The 15,751-nt window shown below is 60.4% G+C and carries 19 protein-coding genes; 6 read left to right on the forward strand and 13 right to left on the reverse strand.

Features of this window, described 5'->3' with window-relative positions; genetic code table 11:
- Complete coding sequence (gene aat / locus B7H23_RS13545; RefSeq protein WP_094077991.1) at positions 1-627, forward strand: leucyl/phenylalanyl-tRNA--protein transferase; 627 nt, start codon at positions 1-3, stop codon at positions 625-627.
- On the opposite strand, the gene B7H23_RS13550 is transcribed toward aat, so the two are convergent.
- From B7H23_RS13550 to B7H23_RS13580, 7 genes are all read right to left on the reverse strand, one after another.
- Positions 628-1,077 carry a DUF2155 domain-containing protein gene (locus tag B7H23_RS13550; protein ID WP_094078390.1) on the reverse strand — a complete coding sequence of 150 codons (450 nt, stop codon included), beginning with the start codon at positions 1,075-1,077 and terminating at the stop codon, positions 628-630. It abuts the gene before it with no gap.
- A gap of 440 nt (positions 1,078-1,517) precedes the next feature.
- Positions 1,518-1,916 carry an NADH:ubiquinone oxidoreductase subunit NDUFA12 gene (locus tag B7H23_RS13555; RefSeq protein ID WP_094077992.1) on the reverse strand — a complete coding sequence of 133 codons (399 nt, stop codon included), beginning with the start codon at positions 1,914-1,916 and terminating at the stop codon, positions 1,518-1,520.
- Between the two features lie 77 nt (positions 1,917-1,993).
- Entirely contained in the window at positions 1,994-2,494 is a 501-nt protein-coding gene (locus B7H23_RS13560; protein ID WP_173861926.1) for a GNAT family N-acetyltransferase, read from the reverse strand.
- 140 nt (positions 2,495-2,634) lie between these two features.
- Positions 2,635-4,062, reverse strand: a complete 1,428-nt coding sequence (locus B7H23_RS13565) for a Glu/Leu/Phe/Val family dehydrogenase (RefSeq protein ID WP_094077993.1) — start codon at positions 4,060-4,062, stop codon at positions 2,635-2,637.
- Between the two features lie 79 nt (positions 4,063-4,141).
- Positions 4,142-5,641 carry an Asp-tRNA(Asn)/Glu-tRNA(Gln) amidotransferase subunit GatB gene (gene gatB, locus B7H23_RS13570; RefSeq protein ID WP_094077994.1) on the reverse strand — a complete coding sequence of 500 codons (1,500 nt, stop codon included), beginning with the start codon at positions 5,639-5,641 and terminating at the stop codon, positions 4,142-4,144.
- 199 nt (positions 5,642-5,840) lie between these two features.
- Positions 5,841-6,266 carry a CBS domain-containing protein gene (locus B7H23_RS13575; protein WP_094077995.1) on the reverse strand — a complete coding sequence of 142 codons (426 nt, stop codon included), beginning with the start codon at positions 6,264-6,266 and terminating at the stop codon, positions 5,841-5,843.
- A 74-nt stretch (positions 6,267-6,340) separates the two neighbouring features.
- Positions 6,341-7,150 (reverse strand): rhomboid family intramembrane serine protease, encoded by an 810-nt coding sequence (locus tag B7H23_RS13580; RefSeq protein WP_143534777.1) that lies wholly within the window; start codon positions 7,148-7,150, stop codon positions 6,341-6,343.
- 218 nt (positions 7,151-7,368) lie between these two features.
- Here B7H23_RS13580 and B7H23_RS13585 point away from each other — a divergent pair, with 218 nt between their 5' ends.
- The 4 genes from B7H23_RS13585 (at position 7,369) to B7H23_RS13600 (ending at position 10,604) form a co-directional block, all read left to right on the forward strand.
- A complete protein-coding gene (locus B7H23_RS13585) occupies positions 7,369-7,995 on the forward strand; it encodes a PAS domain-containing protein (RefSeq protein WP_094077997.1) in 627 nt (208 codons plus the stop codon).
- A 124-nt stretch (positions 7,996-8,119) separates the two neighbouring features.
- On the forward strand, positions 8,120-8,680 hold the full coding sequence (locus tag B7H23_RS13590) for a PilZ domain-containing protein (RefSeq protein ID WP_240535110.1): 561 nt from the start codon (positions 8,120-8,122) through the stop codon (positions 8,678-8,680).
- Between the two features lie 366 nt (positions 8,681-9,046).
- Complete coding sequence (locus B7H23_RS13595; protein ID WP_094077999.1) at positions 9,047-9,646, forward strand: transglutaminase-like cysteine peptidase; 600 nt, start codon at positions 9,047-9,049, stop codon at positions 9,644-9,646.
- Positions 9,647-9,896: 250 nt separating this feature from the next.
- Positions 9,897-10,604, forward strand: a complete 708-nt coding sequence (locus tag B7H23_RS13600) for a hypothetical protein (protein ID WP_094078000.1) — start codon at positions 9,897-9,899, stop codon at positions 10,602-10,604.
- Between the two features lie 47 nt (positions 10,605-10,651).
- On the opposite strand, the gene B7H23_RS13605 is transcribed toward B7H23_RS13600, so the two are convergent.
- Both B7H23_RS13605 and cysE read right to left on the reverse strand, forming a co-directional pair.
- Positions 10,652-10,861, reverse strand: a complete 210-nt coding sequence (locus B7H23_RS13605; RefSeq protein WP_094078392.1) for a DUF3126 family protein — start codon at positions 10,859-10,861, stop codon at positions 10,652-10,654.
- 143 nt (positions 10,862-11,004) lie between these two features.
- A complete protein-coding gene (gene cysE, locus B7H23_RS13610) occupies positions 11,005-11,826 on the reverse strand; it encodes a serine O-acetyltransferase (protein WP_094078393.1) in 822 nt (273 codons plus the stop codon).
- Positions 11,827-11,949: 123 nt separating this feature from the next.
- Between cysE and B7H23_RS13615 the strand changes: the two genes are divergently transcribed.
- A complete protein-coding gene (locus B7H23_RS13615) occupies positions 11,950-12,726 on the forward strand; it encodes an enoyl-CoA hydratase-related protein (RefSeq protein WP_094078001.1) in 777 nt (258 codons plus the stop codon).
- 11 nt (positions 12,727-12,737) lie between these two features.
- Here the strand turns inward: B7H23_RS13615 and B7H23_RS13620 are convergent, their stop codons facing one another.
- From B7H23_RS13620 to B7H23_RS13635, 4 genes are all read right to left on the reverse strand, one after another.
- Positions 12,738-13,604, reverse strand: coding sequence for an alpha/beta fold hydrolase (locus tag B7H23_RS13620; RefSeq protein ID WP_206608909.1), 867 nt, complete (start codon positions 13,602-13,604; stop codon positions 12,738-12,740).
- Complete coding sequence (locus B7H23_RS13625; protein ID WP_094078002.1) at positions 13,601-14,362, reverse strand: alpha/beta fold hydrolase; 762 nt, start codon at positions 14,360-14,362, stop codon at positions 13,601-13,603. Before B7H23_RS13625 ends, B7H23_RS13620 begins: the two co-directional genes overlap by 4 nt.
- A gap of 77 nt (positions 14,363-14,439) precedes the next feature.
- Positions 14,440-14,958: a DUF192 domain-containing protein gene (locus B7H23_RS13630; RefSeq protein WP_240535111.1), complete on the reverse strand. Its 519-nt coding sequence runs from the start codon at positions 14,956-14,958 to the stop codon at positions 14,440-14,442.
- Positions 14,959-15,117: 159 nt separating this feature from the next.
- Entirely contained in the window at positions 15,118-15,699 is a 582-nt protein-coding gene (locus B7H23_RS13635) for a cold-shock protein (protein WP_094078003.1), read from the reverse strand.
- Between the last annotated feature and the right edge of the window lie 52 nt (positions 15,700-15,751).

A 15,751-nucleotide genomic window follows, 5' to 3' on the forward strand; every position in this document is an offset into this window, starting at 1 on the left:
ATGCGGAACAGAAGACGACCCCACGCTCCTGGCCAGGACATTCCCATCGAGCTGCTGCTGCGCGCCTACGCTTCCGGCGTCTTCCCCATGGCGGAAGATGCGGATGACGATGAGGTGTTCTGGGTGCGGCCCGACATTCGCGGCATCATCCCGCTCGACCGGTTCCACATTCCCAAAAGCCTCGAAAAGGCCGTTCGACGCGCGCCTTACGACATCACAACCGACCGCGATTTCGCCGCGGTGCTGGATGGTTGCGCCGAATCACGGCAAGGGCGGGAAACGACCTGGATCAACGATCCCATCCGCCGCGCCTATATCGCCCTTCATGAAAACGGCCATGCTCATAGCGTAGAAGCTTGGCAAGATGGTCGTCTGGTCGGCGGTCTTTACGGGGTCACGCTGGGCGCGGCCTTTTTCGGCGAGAGCATGTTCAGCCGGCAGCGCGATGCGTCGAAGATCTGTCTCGTCCACCTTGTGGCAAGAATGCGCGAGCGGAGCTTTCGTCTTCTCGATACGCAATTTACCACCGACCACCTCAAACAGTTCGGTGCGGTCGATGTGAAACGCGAGCAATATGAAGCGCTTCTTGCCGAGGCGCTGTCCTTCAGCGCGTCCTTTTCCGACTGATTATTGCCGCGCGGTCTCGTCTGCTTGGCGCGCATCCGCGGCCGTGCCCGCATCGGCATTCGGCGCCGCCACGTCCGTATCCTGTTTGCAGCCTTTGAGCCAGACATCGTAGACGGCATGCTCCACCGCGTTCAGGCCGGGGCTTTCGGCGAACATCCAGCCGGTGAAGATGCGCCGGACCTTCCGATCGAGCGTCATCTCGTCGATCTCGACAAAACTGTCAGTCTTCGGCTCCAGGCTCTCGGGCCGGTTGATGCAAACGCGCGGCGTGACCAGCAACGCGCCGAACTGCACCGTTTCGTCCACATAAACGTCGAAATGGTGGATTCGTCCGGTGATCTTGTCGATGCCGGTAAAGACGGCGACCTTGTTCTTGACGGGCCGATCCTCGACCGCCGGCGCTGGCTCGCTGACCTCACCACCCATCTGCTCGGCATCGGGCGCCACCATATTGGCGTCCGGCTGAACCGCCGGATCCTGCTGCGGACCGGCGGAGAAGGGATCGTTCGCCAATGGGTCGTAGGGCTCTGCGCCGGTTCCCGGCTCGGCATTGTCCAGCGGCGGGAACTGATCGTCCGGCGCTGGGAACTGATCGTCGGGCACAGGATCGATTGGCGCTTCGTAGTCCTGCGCGGGATCGGAGAAGGTGCCGTCAGGCTGGAGCGGTGACGGCAAAGGCCGGCGTTCGATCGTTTGGGCCAGGGCGGCGTTGGTCGTCAGCACGACCACTGCAACCGTCAATATCACGCCGATCCGCAGCAAAAGTGGGCTCCCCGAATGTCACGACTAAAACGGTCCAGCCGCTTCGTCCGATTGCGATGGCGACTCGATAGTCGCAGAATGTGGCGGTGCTACGCCACGCTCATCCGTCGATCGAAGGGCGAGACGTTTTACTCGCCCGGCGACCAGGCGTCGTAGTCGCCCGTGACGCGCGGCCTTTCGCCGGTATGGTGGAGAGAGCCTTTCGGGCGGTAGGCTGAGACGGTACCGGTCAAGTTGGGGCGGTGCGACTTCTGCCACTCATACGCTTCGTAAGCGGCCGACGGCGGCGCCACATTGGTCTTGTGATGCATCCAGCCATGCCAGCCGGGTGGAATCAGCGACGGTTCCGAAATGTCGGTATAGACGACATAGCGGCGCGGACGTCCCTCCGAGTCCTTGCCACCCTGATAATAGACATTGCCGAATTCATCCTCACCCACTTTTTCGGCGTTACGCCAGAGATGAAAGCGGAAGTTGAGCTGATTGCCGTTCCACCAGGTGAAGAACTGCTTCAGAAAGGTGCTCATGAACGTCCCATATCGCGCGGATTTACCTTTACGGGCTTATGGCGCTCCGCCCTGCCCTTGGCAAGGGCAGCAATGATCTAGCCCAGCGTCTTTTCCATAATCAGTGCCGGAATGCCGCTATCCTTCACGCCGCAATTCTCGGTCCGGTCGATCTGGGCGTAGCCCTGCTTGCGGTAGAAGGCGATTGCCTTTTCGTTGGCTTCCTCGACCTCGAGCCGCATGCGACCGGCTGCTGGAAACGCGCTCTCCATCTCGATCAGCAGGGCTGTGCCCGCTCCACGCCCCTGCACATCGGGATTGACGTATAACTGATGCAAAAACGCCGTGCGGTCATCGCCGCCATCGCCCATCGACGCGAAAGCCACGCCGAGAATGTCCTCACCATCATCGGCGATAACGAACTCGGAATAAGGCTTGTTCAGGCGCTTGCGAAGCGCCGGCTGCGAATGCCAGTTGGCCGTCAGGGCCGCCACGCGCTCCCTGCCGTATATATCGTCGTAAGTGGCGTGCCACGTGCGTGCCAGCAAAGCCTGAATTGCTGGAATGTCGTTCGGATCGACAGTGCGGATCCACATGATCGGTCGGTCGTAGTCGCGCCGGACGGTGCGGGCCGGCGTGTCCCGGGGTGCCTCTCGGCCTTGGACCTTGAAGGAAGCCGAAATGAGCACTGGCGTCAAGAAGCCCGGCCGCTCTTAGAAGGAGGAGCCGGCCTCCAAGGTCAGAGACCGAGCGAGCGGTAGCTCGCTGCGATCCGCTCTACAGCGATCATGTATGCGCTCGTGCGCAGATCGATCGTATGGTCGTCCTTGCGCTTTTCGTGCCATTTCTCGCGCATGGCCTGATAGGTGACACGCATCGTATCGTCGAGGCCGGAACGCACCAGAGCAAGCTCGTCCGACCCTTCAATGTAAAACTGCTTGAACGTGTCGGAAAGCTGCGCGCCGGTAGCCCGTTCGATCTCTTCGATCAAAAGGCGATGACGAGTCTCCTCGCCCCGGCGCTGCATCCGGCCGAAGCGGATATGGGAGAGGTTCTTGACCCATTCGAAATAGGAGACGGTCACGCCGCCGGCGTTCACATACATGTCCGGGATGATCACGATGCCGCGCTCGCGCAGCCGTTCATCGGCGCCTGCCGTGACCGGACCGTTCGCCGCCTCCACGATCAGCGGCGCACGGATGCGATCGGCATTGGAGAGATTGACGACGCCTTCGAGTGCCGCCGGGATCAGAATATCGCATTCGGCTTCCAGAAGGGACGAAGAGTTCTGGATGAACAGGCCCTTGTGGTAACCTTCGAAGCTTCCATTCTCCTGGAAATAGTCGCGCGCCTTGTCGACATCGATGCCGCTGTCATCGAACAGGCCGCCATTATATTCGGCGAGCCCGACGATCTTGCAGCCATCTTCCTTCTGCAGAAATTTTGCCGCATGATAGCCCACATTGCCAAGGCCCTGTACAACGACGCGTTGTCCCATCAGCGTGCCTTCAAGGTGCGCGATTTCCACATCGGCAGGGTGGCGGAAGAATTCCTGCAGCGCATATTGCACGCCACGGCCCGTCGCCTCGGAGCGGCCGCGAATACCACCTGCATTGAGCGGCTTGCCGGTCACGCAGGCCTGCGCATCGATATCCGTCGTATGAATACGGCGATACTGATCGGCGATCCAGGCCATCTCCCGTTCTCCCGTTCCCATGTCGGGGGCCGGAACGTTCTGGCTGGGATTGATCAGATCGCGCTTGATCAGTTCGGCGGCGAAACGCCGGGTGATCCGCTCCATCTCTTCTTCGGACCATTCGCGCGGATCGATCCGCAAACCGCCCTTCGAACCGCCGAAGGGCACCTCCACCAACGCGCATTTATAAGTCATGAGCGCGGCAAGCGCCTCCACTTCGTCCTGATGGACGCCGGTGGCGTAGCGTATGCCGCCCTTGACCGGCTCGGCATGCTCCGAATGAACGGCGCGATAGCCGGTGAAAGTGTGAATATGGCCACGCAGACGCACACCGAACCGCACCGTATAGGTCGAATTGCAAACCCGTATCTTCTGGGCGAGACCTGGCGAGAGTTCGAGCCGCTTGACGGCGCGCTCGAAATGCATGTCGACGCTCTCGCGAAAGGTCGGTTCCGTAATCGGCTGGGTCATGTTCTTCCTCCCCCGCGCTCCATTTGCTGACAAAGGAGGGGCGATCGCCGAAGAAAGCAAGGCAGCCGATCTAAATTTTTTAATCGATGCCCAGTTTCTCTCGCACGAGCTGATTGACAGCCTGCGGATTGGCTTTGCCGCCAGTCGCCTTCATCACCTGACCAACGAACCAGCCTGCCAAAGAGGGCTTTTCCCTAGCCTGTTCGACCTTGTCGGGATTGGCGGCGATGACCTTGTCGACTTCGGCCTCGATGGCGCCCGTATCGGTCACCTGCTTCATACCGCGTTCTTCGACGATCGCCCTGGGCTCGCCGCCCTCGGCAAAGACGATCTCGAACAGCTCCTTGGCGATCTTGCCGCTAATCGTGCCTTCCTTGATAAGGTTGATGACCTGCCCGAGCTGATCGGGCGAAACCGGAGTCTCTTCAATGGACTGTCCGGCCTTGTTCAAGGCGCCCAGCAGGTCGTTTATGACCCAGTTGGCCGCCTGTTTGCCATCGCGGCCCTTCGCCAGCGCTTCATAATAATCGGCGATTGCCTTTTCCGACACCAGGATCGAGGCGTCGTAGGCCGATAAGCCAGCCTCCGACATGAGCCGTGCCTTCTTGTCGTCCGGTAGCTCCGGCAGCGCAGTGGCTAGCTCTTCGACGAACGCATCGTCGAACTCCAGCGGCAGCAGATCGGGATCGGGGAAATAGCGGTAGTCATGCGCCTCCTCTTTGGAGCGCATGGAACGGGTCTCGCCCTTGGCCGGATCGAACAGGCGCGTTTCCTGATCGATCTGCCCGCCATCTTCCAGAATGGCGATCTGGCGACGCGCTTCCGACTCAATGGCCTGTCCGACAAAGCGAATGGAATTGACGTTCTTGATTTCGCAGCGCGTCCCGAAATCGCCGCCGGGCTTGCGGACCGATACGTTCACGTCGGCCCGCATGGAGCCTTCGTCCATATTGCCGTCGCACGTGCCCAGATATCGCAGGATGGTGCGGAGCTTGGTCAAATAGGCTTTCGCCTCATCGGCGGAGCGCAAATCGGGCTTGGAGACGATCTCCATCAAGCCGACGCCTGAACGGTTCAGGTCGACATAGCTCATGGTCGGATGCTGATCGTGCATGCTCTTGCCGGCGTCCTGCTCCAGATGCAGCCGCTCGATACCGATCTCGACCTCTTCGAAATTGCCCTGCCGGTCAGGGCCGACCGACACCATCACGACACCTTCGCCAACAATGGGATGGGCGAACTGGCTGATCTGATAGCCCTGCGGCAGATCGGGATAGAAATAGTTCTTGCGGTCGAACACCGAACGCTTGTTGATCTGCGCCTTCAGACCGAGCCCGGTCCGCACGGCCTGCCGAACGCATTGCTGGTTGATGACCGGCAACATGCCAGGCATGGCGGCATCGACGAGACTGACATTGTCGTTCGGCGCCGATCCGAAGCTGGTCGATGCGCCTGAGAACAACTTGCTCTCGGACGTCACCTGAGCATGAACTTCCATACCGACCACGATTTCCCAATCGCCGGTCGCACCGGAAAGAAAGCGCTTCGGATCGGGTGTGCGGCTATCGACGATGGCCATGAGTGCAATCGTTCCCTTCGCAAGGTGGAGAGCAATGGTTTGGGTCCGGAGTCCTGGCGCCCCGTCCTGACATCAGGACAGACGACGCCCGACCGCCTTCTCGGTGGATCGGGTAAAACAAAAGCCTGCACCGTTCAAGACGCCAGCGCACCTGTCACGACAGGCGGCCCCTGTCGTTCGCGCTGTGTCCCGCGTCGAGTTAGCTTGCAATATATTGTTTGAGCGAGTCCGCTTCTTCCTGCGCCTGACGAATACGGCGCTTTACAACATCGCCGATGGAGATGATCCCAACCATCTTGCCATCCTCGACGACCGGAAGATGGCGAAAACGGCCGTCGGTCATCTGATCCATCACCTCTTCGACAGTGCTGTTCTCGCTGCAGTTCTTGACGTCACTCGTCATGAAGTCGGAAAGCGGGCGGTCGAGAGCGGATGCGCCGTGATCGGCAATGGCGCGCACCGCGTCTCGCTCCGACAAAATACCGACAATCGTTTCTTCAGTAACGACGACCAACGCACCGATTTTCTTTTCAGCCAAGAGAGCCGTGGCCTCGCTCAGCGTGGCGTCCGGACCAAATGTCGCCACGTCGCGGCCCTTCTGCTCCAGGATCTGACGAACATTCATTGGTTTTCCTCCATCTCTGATACTCTGCATATCGTGCGTCGCGTATCACGATTTCGCAAGCCGATTCAGGCAGATCAGAAATGGCGGGCTCCCGGCGCGGGAAACAGCGGCAGGAGAAAAAACCCCGCCACAAAGCCGCCAATATGAGCCTGCCATGCAATGGCGGTGCCTCCCATCGGCAGAAAGAGCCCGGTGATAAGGTTCAAAACCAGCCATATCACGATGAAGGCGACAACGGCGCGCGATCTCATCACTTCGTCGAACGTCATCGGACGACCGGCAAATGCGCGTTGCGCGCGACGCCTGTCGACACGGAAACCGAGGCGTGTGGCCGCACCCATCATGCCGCTGATCGCCCCCGACGCGCCAACGAGAATCGACGGGCTGAACGGATCGATAGCGAAATGAAACGCCGCCGCTGAAAAAGCCGTCGCAATCCAGAACAACACGAATGGCCACGTGCCCATGCGCAATGCCAGGGGCGAGCCGAAAATCGCCAGCCAGACGCCATTCATGAAGAAATGGGGCCAGCTGCCATGCAACAGTGAATAGGTCACAGCAGCCCAGAGCTGATGCAGCAGGCCGAACAGACCGTATGAGGCGATCTCGGGAATGAAGGCGAACCAGTAGAGCACGAGGCGGTCGAGCCCGGGCGGCAAAACGAGGCTGCGGACGAGGTGGATCGTTCCCATCAGGACGAGGAAAAACACGATGGCCGGCGCCAGATTGACTAAAGGTTCGCCGCGTTGCCGCAACGCGTATGCATCGGAACTATCGTCGGGAACTTCGCGCTGGGGCGCGGCAGCCCAGGGTGAGTTCCCCGGCCGGGCCGGGTCATGAGAGCCACCCGGCCCGTCTCGATTTTCCGGTTCGCGATCCGTCACACTTCTGTCCCTTCGTCAGGCGGGAAGATGGGACGCGCCCGACCGACAACAAGCCGCTGCGTGCCGAAAACCCCGAAATTGCAGGGGCCTCTGCTTCATTGACCGCCGGACGGCAATCGCAGCCGCCGTGGCACGAACGATGCAACGCATCGGTCAAACGCCAGCCCAAGCGCACGCCCTGCGCCGAACTGGCACAACACTGACCGATCGAGGTACGCATGAGACAGCAACAGACAAAGGACCTGTTTCTTTATTGGAATCGTCTGCGCGGTTCGAACAAGGCGCCCCATCGCAACAGCATCGAACCCAGTGACATCCGCACATTGTTGCCGGGAACCTTCATTCTTCAGCGGTTGACGGACGGGACCATCGAGTTCCGCCTTGCCGGCACGGCCTTGTGCCAGCAGTTCGGCGCGGAATTGCGGGGTCAGGCCTTTCAGACGCTGTTCCACGCGCGGGACCGGCGGATGCTGCTTCGGCTGACCGATCAGGCGCTGACCGGCGATGCGATCACCGTTCTGGCCATGGACGGTTTCAGCGAAAGCGGCGAACAGATATCCTACGAGTTGCTTCTGCTACCGCTCGCCAGTGAACATAGTGGCGACCGCGCGCTCGGCTCGGCCGTACCCGGCGAACGGCCCTATTGGCTCGGCACCGATCCGATCGTCGAATGGAAGTTGCGTTCGGTGCGCATCATCGATCCGGAGCGCGAACCGGGCCTTCTTTCCAACCGGGCCGAGATCACGGTGCCGCCGCTGGTGCCCGCGCGCCACGCCATTCAGGATCTGCCCGCCGGCCGCAAGATCGGCCATCTGACTGTTCTGGAGGGTGGTCGGCAAAACTGAGATGGAGAATATTTTCCTCTGCCATGTTACGCCGCTTTAACCTTTGCATGGCAAGAGTCCGGTTCGAGGAATCTTCTGCTTTCAATCAGGGCGTAGCGATATGAGTCTGGCGCCAGACCTTCAAATGCCAGAATCGCCAGAGCGCAGAGCTTTTCAGCGTGTGACAGCCAAAGTGTATGGTCGCTTCATGCTCGAAGACGGCAGCGAGCATGTTTGCTACGTGGTCGATATGAGCCCAGGAAGCGCCGCCCTTCAAACGGAAGTGACCGGCGAGCCGGGCGAAAAGTGCATTTGCTATCTCGATCATATCGGACGGGTCGAAGGCGTTGTGACACGCCCGCTCGACGACGGCTTCGCGATGACCATCATCGCGTCTGATCGCAAGAAGGACAAGATCGCCTCGCAGCTGACATGGCTGGCCAACAGGCATGAGCTCGACCTGCCGGAAGATCGCCGTCATGCGCGTGTCGAACCGCGAAACCCGATCTCGGCCATGCGCATGGTCGACGGCCGAAAATATAGCTGCCGGATCATCGATCTGTCGCTGTCGGGCGCGGCAATCGCGACGGATGTCCGCCCGGCGCTCGGAACACCCGTTATCCTCGGCACGATGAAAGGCCGGGTGATCCGTCATTTCAATGATGGTATCGCGATCGAGTTCATCGATCTGGGAAAGATGGTCTGACCGCACGCAGCAGGCACGTTCGTCGCTAAAAATTTTGCTTTATCAAACCGGCGCAGCCGGTTTTTTTGTGCCCAGCGCATCCTGCACTCAAGCCATAGGGATCGAGTGCAGTTCGCCCTTTGGCTTAGGATGACGTCACGGGCACTGGCCTGAACGCAACCGGCACAGGCCACCAAGCGCCCGAAAACGCGCTTTCAGCACCTTAACAAACCCTTACCGACGCCGTTAACACCGTTAACAAAGCAATATTCAAATGCCTAGCATTTGATTTTGATTTGTCTATCCTTTGTATATAATGCCAGTGCTGATTTTTGCGTAGCGCAAAATTCTTTCTGCGATCTTTCTCCCTGTCAGGGGAGACAAGTCATGCAGAGCATTATCAAAGCGATATCGATTTCCATTACTTCCTTATTCTTTATTTGCGGCGCCGTCGAGGCCCGTCCCTTCATGGAAACTGTGGGCGCTGCCAACCCACCGCTCGGCCATGCCGAGTTCTGCTGGCAGGCACCGAACGAATGCAGCGACCGGGATTCGTCGCCGCACCCCTACCCTCTGTCCAAGAGTTCCTGGCAGGCCATTCTGGCCGTGAACGCCACCGTCAACGCCGAAGTTCTACCGCTAACGGATCTGCAGATCTGGGGCCGCGAAGAGCTTTGGTCCTATCCGCAGGGCGTGGGCGACTGCGAAGACTACGTTCTGGAAAAGCGTCGCCGCCTGCAGGCCATGGGCGTTCCGGCATCGGCCCTTCTCATTACGGTGGTGCTGCAACCCAATGGTGACGGACACGCCGTCCTGACGGTTCGCACCGATCGGGGCGACATCGTTCTGGACAATCTCAACGACCGCGTCCTGCCCTGGCAGCAGACGGACTACACGTTCCTGAAACTGCAAAGCCCACAGAACAGCGCGCATTGGGAACTGGTGAATGACGATCGCGCGATGACGGTCGGCGCCGTCAGCCGCTGACTGTCCGCCCCTCTCTATCTCGGCCGCGTCCACGTCCCTGACGGCCGAATCGGAAGCCGGTCTCTTCCCCTGGAGACCGGCTTCTGCATTTCGCAGAGGTTTCGGCCCATCGTCGGCAAAAGATTCGGGATGGTCGCTTACACTCCGTTTACCATAATGATGGCAGGGTTCATTCGCTGGCGATGCAGGCGGCGTGCCGGTTCGACATTTGCGGAGCGCCGCCCATAAGGACACAAAACGGGCGCGGACCATGATCGAAAACAAGATTGCGCCTACTGCCGATTCGATCATGGCGCGCCGGCTTGTCATGGCTGCCGTCCTGCTCGCTGCGGTGACAGCAGCGGTTCTCGGTGCCGGACACAGAGCCGGCCAGGCGCTGTCGCTCGGTGGGCATAGCGACCGCACCCAACCGATCGAGATCGTGATCGGCAATAATGTGCTGTCTGTGCCGGAAAACATGATCCGCCACGAGGAGCAACGGCGAGCTGCCGAATATGCCGGTCTGGAACTCTATCTTCGCTGGCCGGAGCTGACCGGCTATTCGCAGGGCGCAACGGATATTTTCAACAGCCAGTCGGATCAGCGGGCACTATTGTTCGTCACCCTCGAACGGGCGGCAATGTCGCGCGATATGAGCGGTCGCTATGCCAGCGTCTATCGGCCGCTCCTGCGCGAGCCCGGTATTGCCGGACCGCCCGGACTGACATTGCGAGCTTTTCGTCCGAGTGCGGGTTACGAAAATGAACTGCTGGCCAGTGGAAGGACTCTGGAGGGCGAACTCTATGTCGCACGCTGTCTTGCAGGGGTTCAGGGACGCCAGGCCATGGCCGGATGCGAACGCGATGTACATATTGGCAACGGCCTGTCGATGACCTACCGTTTCCCAAGAGAGCTACTGGGATATTGGCAGACCATGGATCGGGCATTGAAAAAGCGGATCAGTCACCTGATCCGCTGAGTTCGTCCGGCAATCTTTGTCCGGAAGGCGAACCGGTGCCGCCTCCCTCATTCCAGATCGATGTCCAGAATGGCCATGGCGAGGTTGTAAGACACTTCGCCTTCATCCTCGATTCTGTCGATGACGCCGAGAAACTCATCGTCGAGGTAAAGTTCGCAGGAATCGTCCTTGCGGGGCCGGGCCCGCACTTCGATTTTGTCTGTCCGGAACAGCCGCTTGAAGTAAGCGTCCAGCTTGCGAATTTCCTCAGGTTTCAAGGCAGTCTCCAAGTCATAATGTCAAAATGTCCGGCCGCGCGCATTGCGCATCCGACCAAGGGACCAGTTAGCGCGAGCAGCCACCGGGAATAGAGGCTGACGCTTCATTCGTCCACACAGATAATCAAGCGGATGGGACGATCTCAGTCATCGATGGAGAGCATCTGGTCCATGGCACGGCCCGGCTCGGCGCAATCGCTCTTCCCGACAATGCGGGCCGGCACGCCCGCGACCACGGAATTGGGCGGCACGGGGCGCAATACCACGGAACCGGCTGCGACCTTGGAGCAATGTCCGATCTCGATATTGCCGAGCACATTGGCGCCGGCACCGATCAGAACGCCATTGCCGATCTTGGGATGGCGGTCGCCATTTTCCTTACCGGTGCCGCCCAGGGTCACGCCCTGAAGGATGGACACGTCATCGCCGATCCGCGCCGTCTGCCCGATAACGATACCCGTGGCATGATCCAGAAACACGCCCTTGCCGACGATCGTCGCCGGATTGATGTCAACGCCAAGGACGGCTGAACTGCGGCTCTGAAGATAGAGTGCAAAATCCCGGCGGCCTTCGCCCCAAAGCCAATGCGCCACGCGGTGCGCCTGGAGGGCGTGAAAGCCCTTAAAGTAGAGGAAGGCGTCGAGGTATCGCTGGCAGGCCGGATCGCGGTCGTAGACAGCCTGCAGATCCGCGCGCAAGGACGTGGCGAAGCCTTCCGAAGCCTCGATCATCTGCGAGTAGGCCTGCTCGATGAGAGACGGCGCCATCAGCTCATGGCCGAGCCGTTCGGCAACGCGCCGGGCAATCGCGCTTTCCATATCGCAATTGTTCAGAATGTTGGCGCACAGAAAAGCGGCCATCATCGGCTCGCGATCGACCGCCTCCTCGGCTTCGGTTCGAAGCGCATTCCAAATGGGATCGAAGGTTTCCGGAGAAGTTCTATCCGCGCGCTGCTCCAGGGCCATGGCCATTTCGCCTCCGTTCGCTAAAGGCCAACGCTCCGGTCGACCCTGACGCATATCAATGCCGTCATATATGCCATTCCATACCGCAGTCCAACCGGGGCCCAGAATGAAAGCTAACACACTATGACGGCCATCGTCTGCATGACCGAGGCGCATGTCGCCACTATCACCATTCGGCGAATCGATAAACGCAACGCTCTGACGCAGGCGATGTGGACGACGCTTGCCGCGGAGATCGGGGCGTTGGCGAAGGCTGGCCGGACACGCGCTCTTATCCTGACCGGCGAAGGCGATCATTTCTGCGCAGGTGCGGATATTGCCGAATTCGAGTCGACCCGCCATGACGCGGCAAGCGCCCGCGTCTACGAAGCCGCCAATGTCGCCGCTTTTTCAGTGCTTCGTAACGCGCCCTTCCCGACCATCGCGGCCATATCCGGTATCTGTTTCGGCGGTGGGTTCGGGCTGGCTGCCGCCTGCGGTCTACGACTGGCCGACAGCACCGCTCGATTTTGTATCCCGGCGGCGCGGCTCGGCCTGGCCTATCCGCGTGACGCCATGATCGACATCGTAGCGGCGCTTGGTCCACAAATGGCCCGCTACCTTGCCTTCTCAGCCGATGTTCTCAGCGCCGACGATGCACTGTCCGCGCGCTTTCTTCTCAATATCGAAAGAGAACGACCGACAATGGAAGCCGCCCGCGAACTGGCGGATAGAATCGCGCAACATGCGCCACTCTCCGTTGCAGCATCGAAAGCGGCGATTCTGGCAACGTTGGACGCCGATCAGCCGCTTGCACGAAAAGCCGCCGCAATGGGCGATTCCACATTCGACAGCGCGGACTATGCCGAAGGACGAGCCGCCTTTGCCAACAAGCGAAAGCCGATCTTTCAGGGCCGCTAAGATCGGGGCCGCTAGGACAGGTCGTCAAGAAACGACAGAAGCGCCTCGGTAAAGGCGTCGTTCCTGTCGCCGACGATCATGTGGCCGGCATGCGCAATATCGACGTAGCGGCCATCCGGCAGGCGCTCGGCAGCATCTCGCGCATCCTTCTCGTCGACCAGTTCGCTCGACATGCCGCGAACGACGAGAACGGGTAGCGCCAGCCTTTCGATGGCCTCGTCGAACCGAAGGAGATGTTTGGGAGCGTCGGCCATGATCGAACGCTCGCCGCCCGATGCGAATACCGGGTCCCAGTGCCAATGCCAGCGGCCATCGTCTCTCTGACGCATGTTCTTGCGCAGGCCATCGAGCGAGTTCGGTCGTTTGCGCTGGGGCATGTAGGCGGCAATGGCCTCGGCTGCGGCCTCCAGCGATTCGAAGCCGTCCTGCGCGGCGGCGGTCATGAAGCTGATAATGCGCTGAGCGCCCTCTTGCCGCATCTTCGGCACGATATCGACCAGCGCGATGGCCCGAAAACGGGGCTCGTCGTCTTCGGCGCCGATCATGCTGAGGCCGCCGAGGGAAGCGCCGACGCCGATCGGCGCCGTTCCCGTTTCGCGTTTGAGCCAGTCCACGAGAGCGCCCGCATCACGGGCGTAATCGTGAAAACTGTAGCCGGCCTCAATCACCCATGCGCTGTCACCATGACCGCGCATGTCGAAGCTGTAGGCGGCATATCCGTTATCGGCGAGCCGTTCTGCCGTCCGTTGCCAGGCGTGCCGGGTCTGGCCCCCGCCATGGAGCATGAGAACGGGCCGGCCTTCACCGACAACGCTGCCAGAAAGCAAATTGCCGTCGGCTCCCTGCGCCTCCAACGTCTCCTTCGCCAACGCGCTCACAGGGGATGTTCCTCAAGAAATTCCAGCATCTGCGCCTTGAACGTCTTGTCGCCGGTGGCGATCAGATGGCTGCGGCGCTCGATATCGAAAGCGACGGCGTTCGGCATCAGCGCCGCGAGATCGTGCGGCGAGCCCGCAATCGTATCTTCGGTGCCGACGGCGATAAGCGTCGGTTGCTCGATACGCGCCACATCTTCTGCCGAAAGGAGGATACGGTTGCTTTCGATGCAGGCCGCCAGCGCCTTTCGGTCGGCGCCGGTGCGGTCGGCGAAGGCACGAAATTCCTGGCCGGTCGGGTCGGTGATCTTACCCGGCTCGTCGGTCAGGAGCGCCTCCGCGACCGGTTTCCAATCGCCACTGCCTTCGATCAGAGCCATGCCGATTCCACCGAGAGTAAGCGTCGCGACGCGTGGGCCATGATCGCGCGCCAGAAATGCGCCGATCCGCCCACCCATCGAATAGCCCATGATGTGGGCTTTCGGAATTTCCAGATGGTCGAGCAGCGCCGCCGCGTCATCCGCCATCCGAGGCGGCGTATAAGCCTTTGGATCGTAGAGCTTTTCGCTGTCGCCGTGACCGCGATTGTCGAAGGACACGACCCGATAGCCGGCTTCAGCCAGCGTTTTGGTCCAACCGGTCTCGACCCAGTTGATCCGTCTGTTGGAAGCAAAACCATGGATGAGGAGGATGGGATCGCCCTCGCGCGGCCCTTCGTCCCGATAGGCTATTTGCAGCCCGTCATACACAAAATTCGTCATGCCAACTGGTTACGTCGGCATGACGATCCATTCAAGAATGAAGATGGACGCACCGGTCGATCGAAGGCGGGCGCCTGTTATCCACCGATAACAGGATGGCGCAGCACAACGCCATCCTCGATGCCAAACGCGTCAGCCTGTCCCGCTTTCAGTTCCAGCACGTAACGGACCTTGCCATCCGAGCGCAACGGCGTCTCATCCAGCGGCTTGCCACGGCGGATCGAATCCACCTTGCCGTCGGCGCGGACAAAAATGATATCCAGCGGCATCACGGTGTTGCGCATCCAGAAGGAGCGCCTGCTCTCCCGGTCGAAAGCGAACAGCATGCCGTGATCGTTATCCATCTGTTTGCGGAACATGAGCCCCGCCGCCGTCTCGACCGGTGTGGTCGCGATCTCCACCATGATGGCGATGTCGTCCCGGCCTTCGACGGTAAGCGGCACCGGATCGGTCGACAGGATCATTGGCTCGCCGGGCGCTGGCATGTCGGAGCGCGCCGCGCCATGTCCGGTCAGCGCCAGCACGCCGCCAAGAAGCAGCGCGACAGCCAGAATGATCGAAAGAAAGTCGAAGGAAAACCGTTTCTGCCGCTTCACCGGGCGTCTCCAAACCGCAGGTCCCTATGGCGGGCAGAATTGACGCGTTTCGCGGCGGTAGTTTGACGCTGGACCGGCAAATCGATGATTACGCAGCCCAATTTCGGCCGGCTTTCCTAATCGGCCCAATGAGACCGACGGCAGCCTTGCCAAGAATTATCAGTTGGAAATGGCAGGCGTGCCAACATCGGGATGGATTTCCGCCGCCATCAGCCCCTTACCGGACCGGCCATAGCGGACCAGAACGGTCTGGCCGGGGCGCAGTTCGGTCAGGCCATAGCGTCGCAGCGTTTCCATGTGGACGAAGATGTCCTCGGTGCCCTCGCCCCGGGTCAGAAAACCGAAGCCCTTGGTCCGGTTGAACCATTTGACGAGCGCACGCTCCAGTCCGGTTTCCGGCTCCACCGCTACGCGGGTGCGCGGCGCCGAACTCTCGGACGGATGCACACCCGTCGAATTGTCCAACGAAAGTATCTTGAAGGTCTGCAGACCGCGCTCGCCGCGCCGGGCGAGAACGTGAATACGGGCAGCTTCGAGCGCCGCCTGATGACCATCCTGCCGAAGGCAAGTCACATGCAACAGAACATCGCCCGTTCCGGCCTCATCGGGCACGATGAAGCCATAGCCCTTTGCGGCGTCGAACCATTTGATATGTCCATGAATCTCGACGACACCTTCGTCCACACCAAGGGACAGGTCAGTGTCCGCCGCGCCATGTTGCCCTGTGATATCGTCCCCCATCGGCGATACGCACCCCTCGAACCAACGGACTCGCGAATCTCTCGACCAAGCT

It is taken from the genome of Notoacmeibacter marinus (genome assembly GCF_002238045.1).
In the GTDB taxonomy this organism is placed as follows: Bacteria; Pseudomonadota; Alphaproteobacteria; order Rhizobiales; family Rhizobiaceae; genus Notoacmeibacter; species Notoacmeibacter marinus.

What these genes read in the sequence shown, in the direction of transcription:
- B7H23_RS13555 (WP_094077992.1), bottom strand. Translation starts at nt 1,916, where the DNA reads ATGAGCACCTTTCTGAAGCAGTTCTTCACCTGGTGGAACGGCAATCAG.
- gatB (WP_094077994.1), bottom strand. Translation starts at nt 5,641, where the DNA reads ATGGCCATCGTCGATAGCCGCACACCCGATCCGAAGCGCTTTCTTTCC.
- B7H23_RS13550 (WP_094078390.1), bottom strand. Translation starts at nt 1,077, where the DNA reads ATGGTGGCGCCCGATGCCGAGCAGATGGGTGGTGAGGTCAGCGAGCCA.
- aat (WP_094077991.1), top strand. Translation starts at nt 1, where the DNA reads ATGCGGAACAGAAGACGACCCCACGCTCCTGGCCAGGACATTCCCATC.
- B7H23_RS13625 (WP_094078002.1), bottom strand. Translation starts at nt 14,362, where the DNA reads ATGACGAATTTTGTGTATGACGGGCTGCAAATAGCCTATCGGGACGAA.
- B7H23_RS13565 (WP_094077993.1), bottom strand. Translation starts at nt 4,062, where the DNA reads ATGACCCAGCCGATTACGGAACCGACCTTTCGCGAGAGCGTCGACATG.
- B7H23_RS13600 (WP_094078000.1), top strand. Translation starts at nt 9,897, where the DNA reads ATGATCGAAAACAAGATTGCGCCTACTGCCGATTCGATCATGGCGCGC.
- B7H23_RS13635 (WP_094078003.1), bottom strand. Translation starts at nt 15,699, where the DNA reads ATGGGGGACGATATCACAGGGCAACATGGCGCGGCGGACACTGACCTG.
- B7H23_RS13595 (WP_094077999.1), top strand. Translation starts at nt 9,047, where the DNA reads ATGCAGAGCATTATCAAAGCGATATCGATTTCCATTACTTCCTTATTC.
- cysE (WP_094078393.1), bottom strand. Translation starts at nt 11,826, where the DNA reads ATGGCCCTGGAGCAGCGCGCGGATAGAACTTCTCCGGAAACCTTCGAT.
- B7H23_RS13615 (WP_094078001.1), top strand. Translation starts at nt 11,950, where the DNA reads ATGACGGCCATCGTCTGCATGACCGAGGCGCATGTCGCCACTATCACC.
- B7H23_RS13585 (WP_094077997.1), top strand. Translation starts at nt 7,369, where the DNA reads ATGAGACAGCAACAGACAAAGGACCTGTTTCTTTATTGGAATCGTCTG.
- B7H23_RS13575 (WP_094077995.1), bottom strand. Translation starts at nt 6,266, where the DNA reads ATGAATGTTCGTCAGATCCTGGAGCAGAAGGGCCGCGACGTGGCGACA.
- B7H23_RS13590 (WP_240535110.1), top strand. Translation starts at nt 8,120, where the DNA reads ATGCCAGAATCGCCAGAGCGCAGAGCTTTTCAGCGTGTGACAGCCAAA.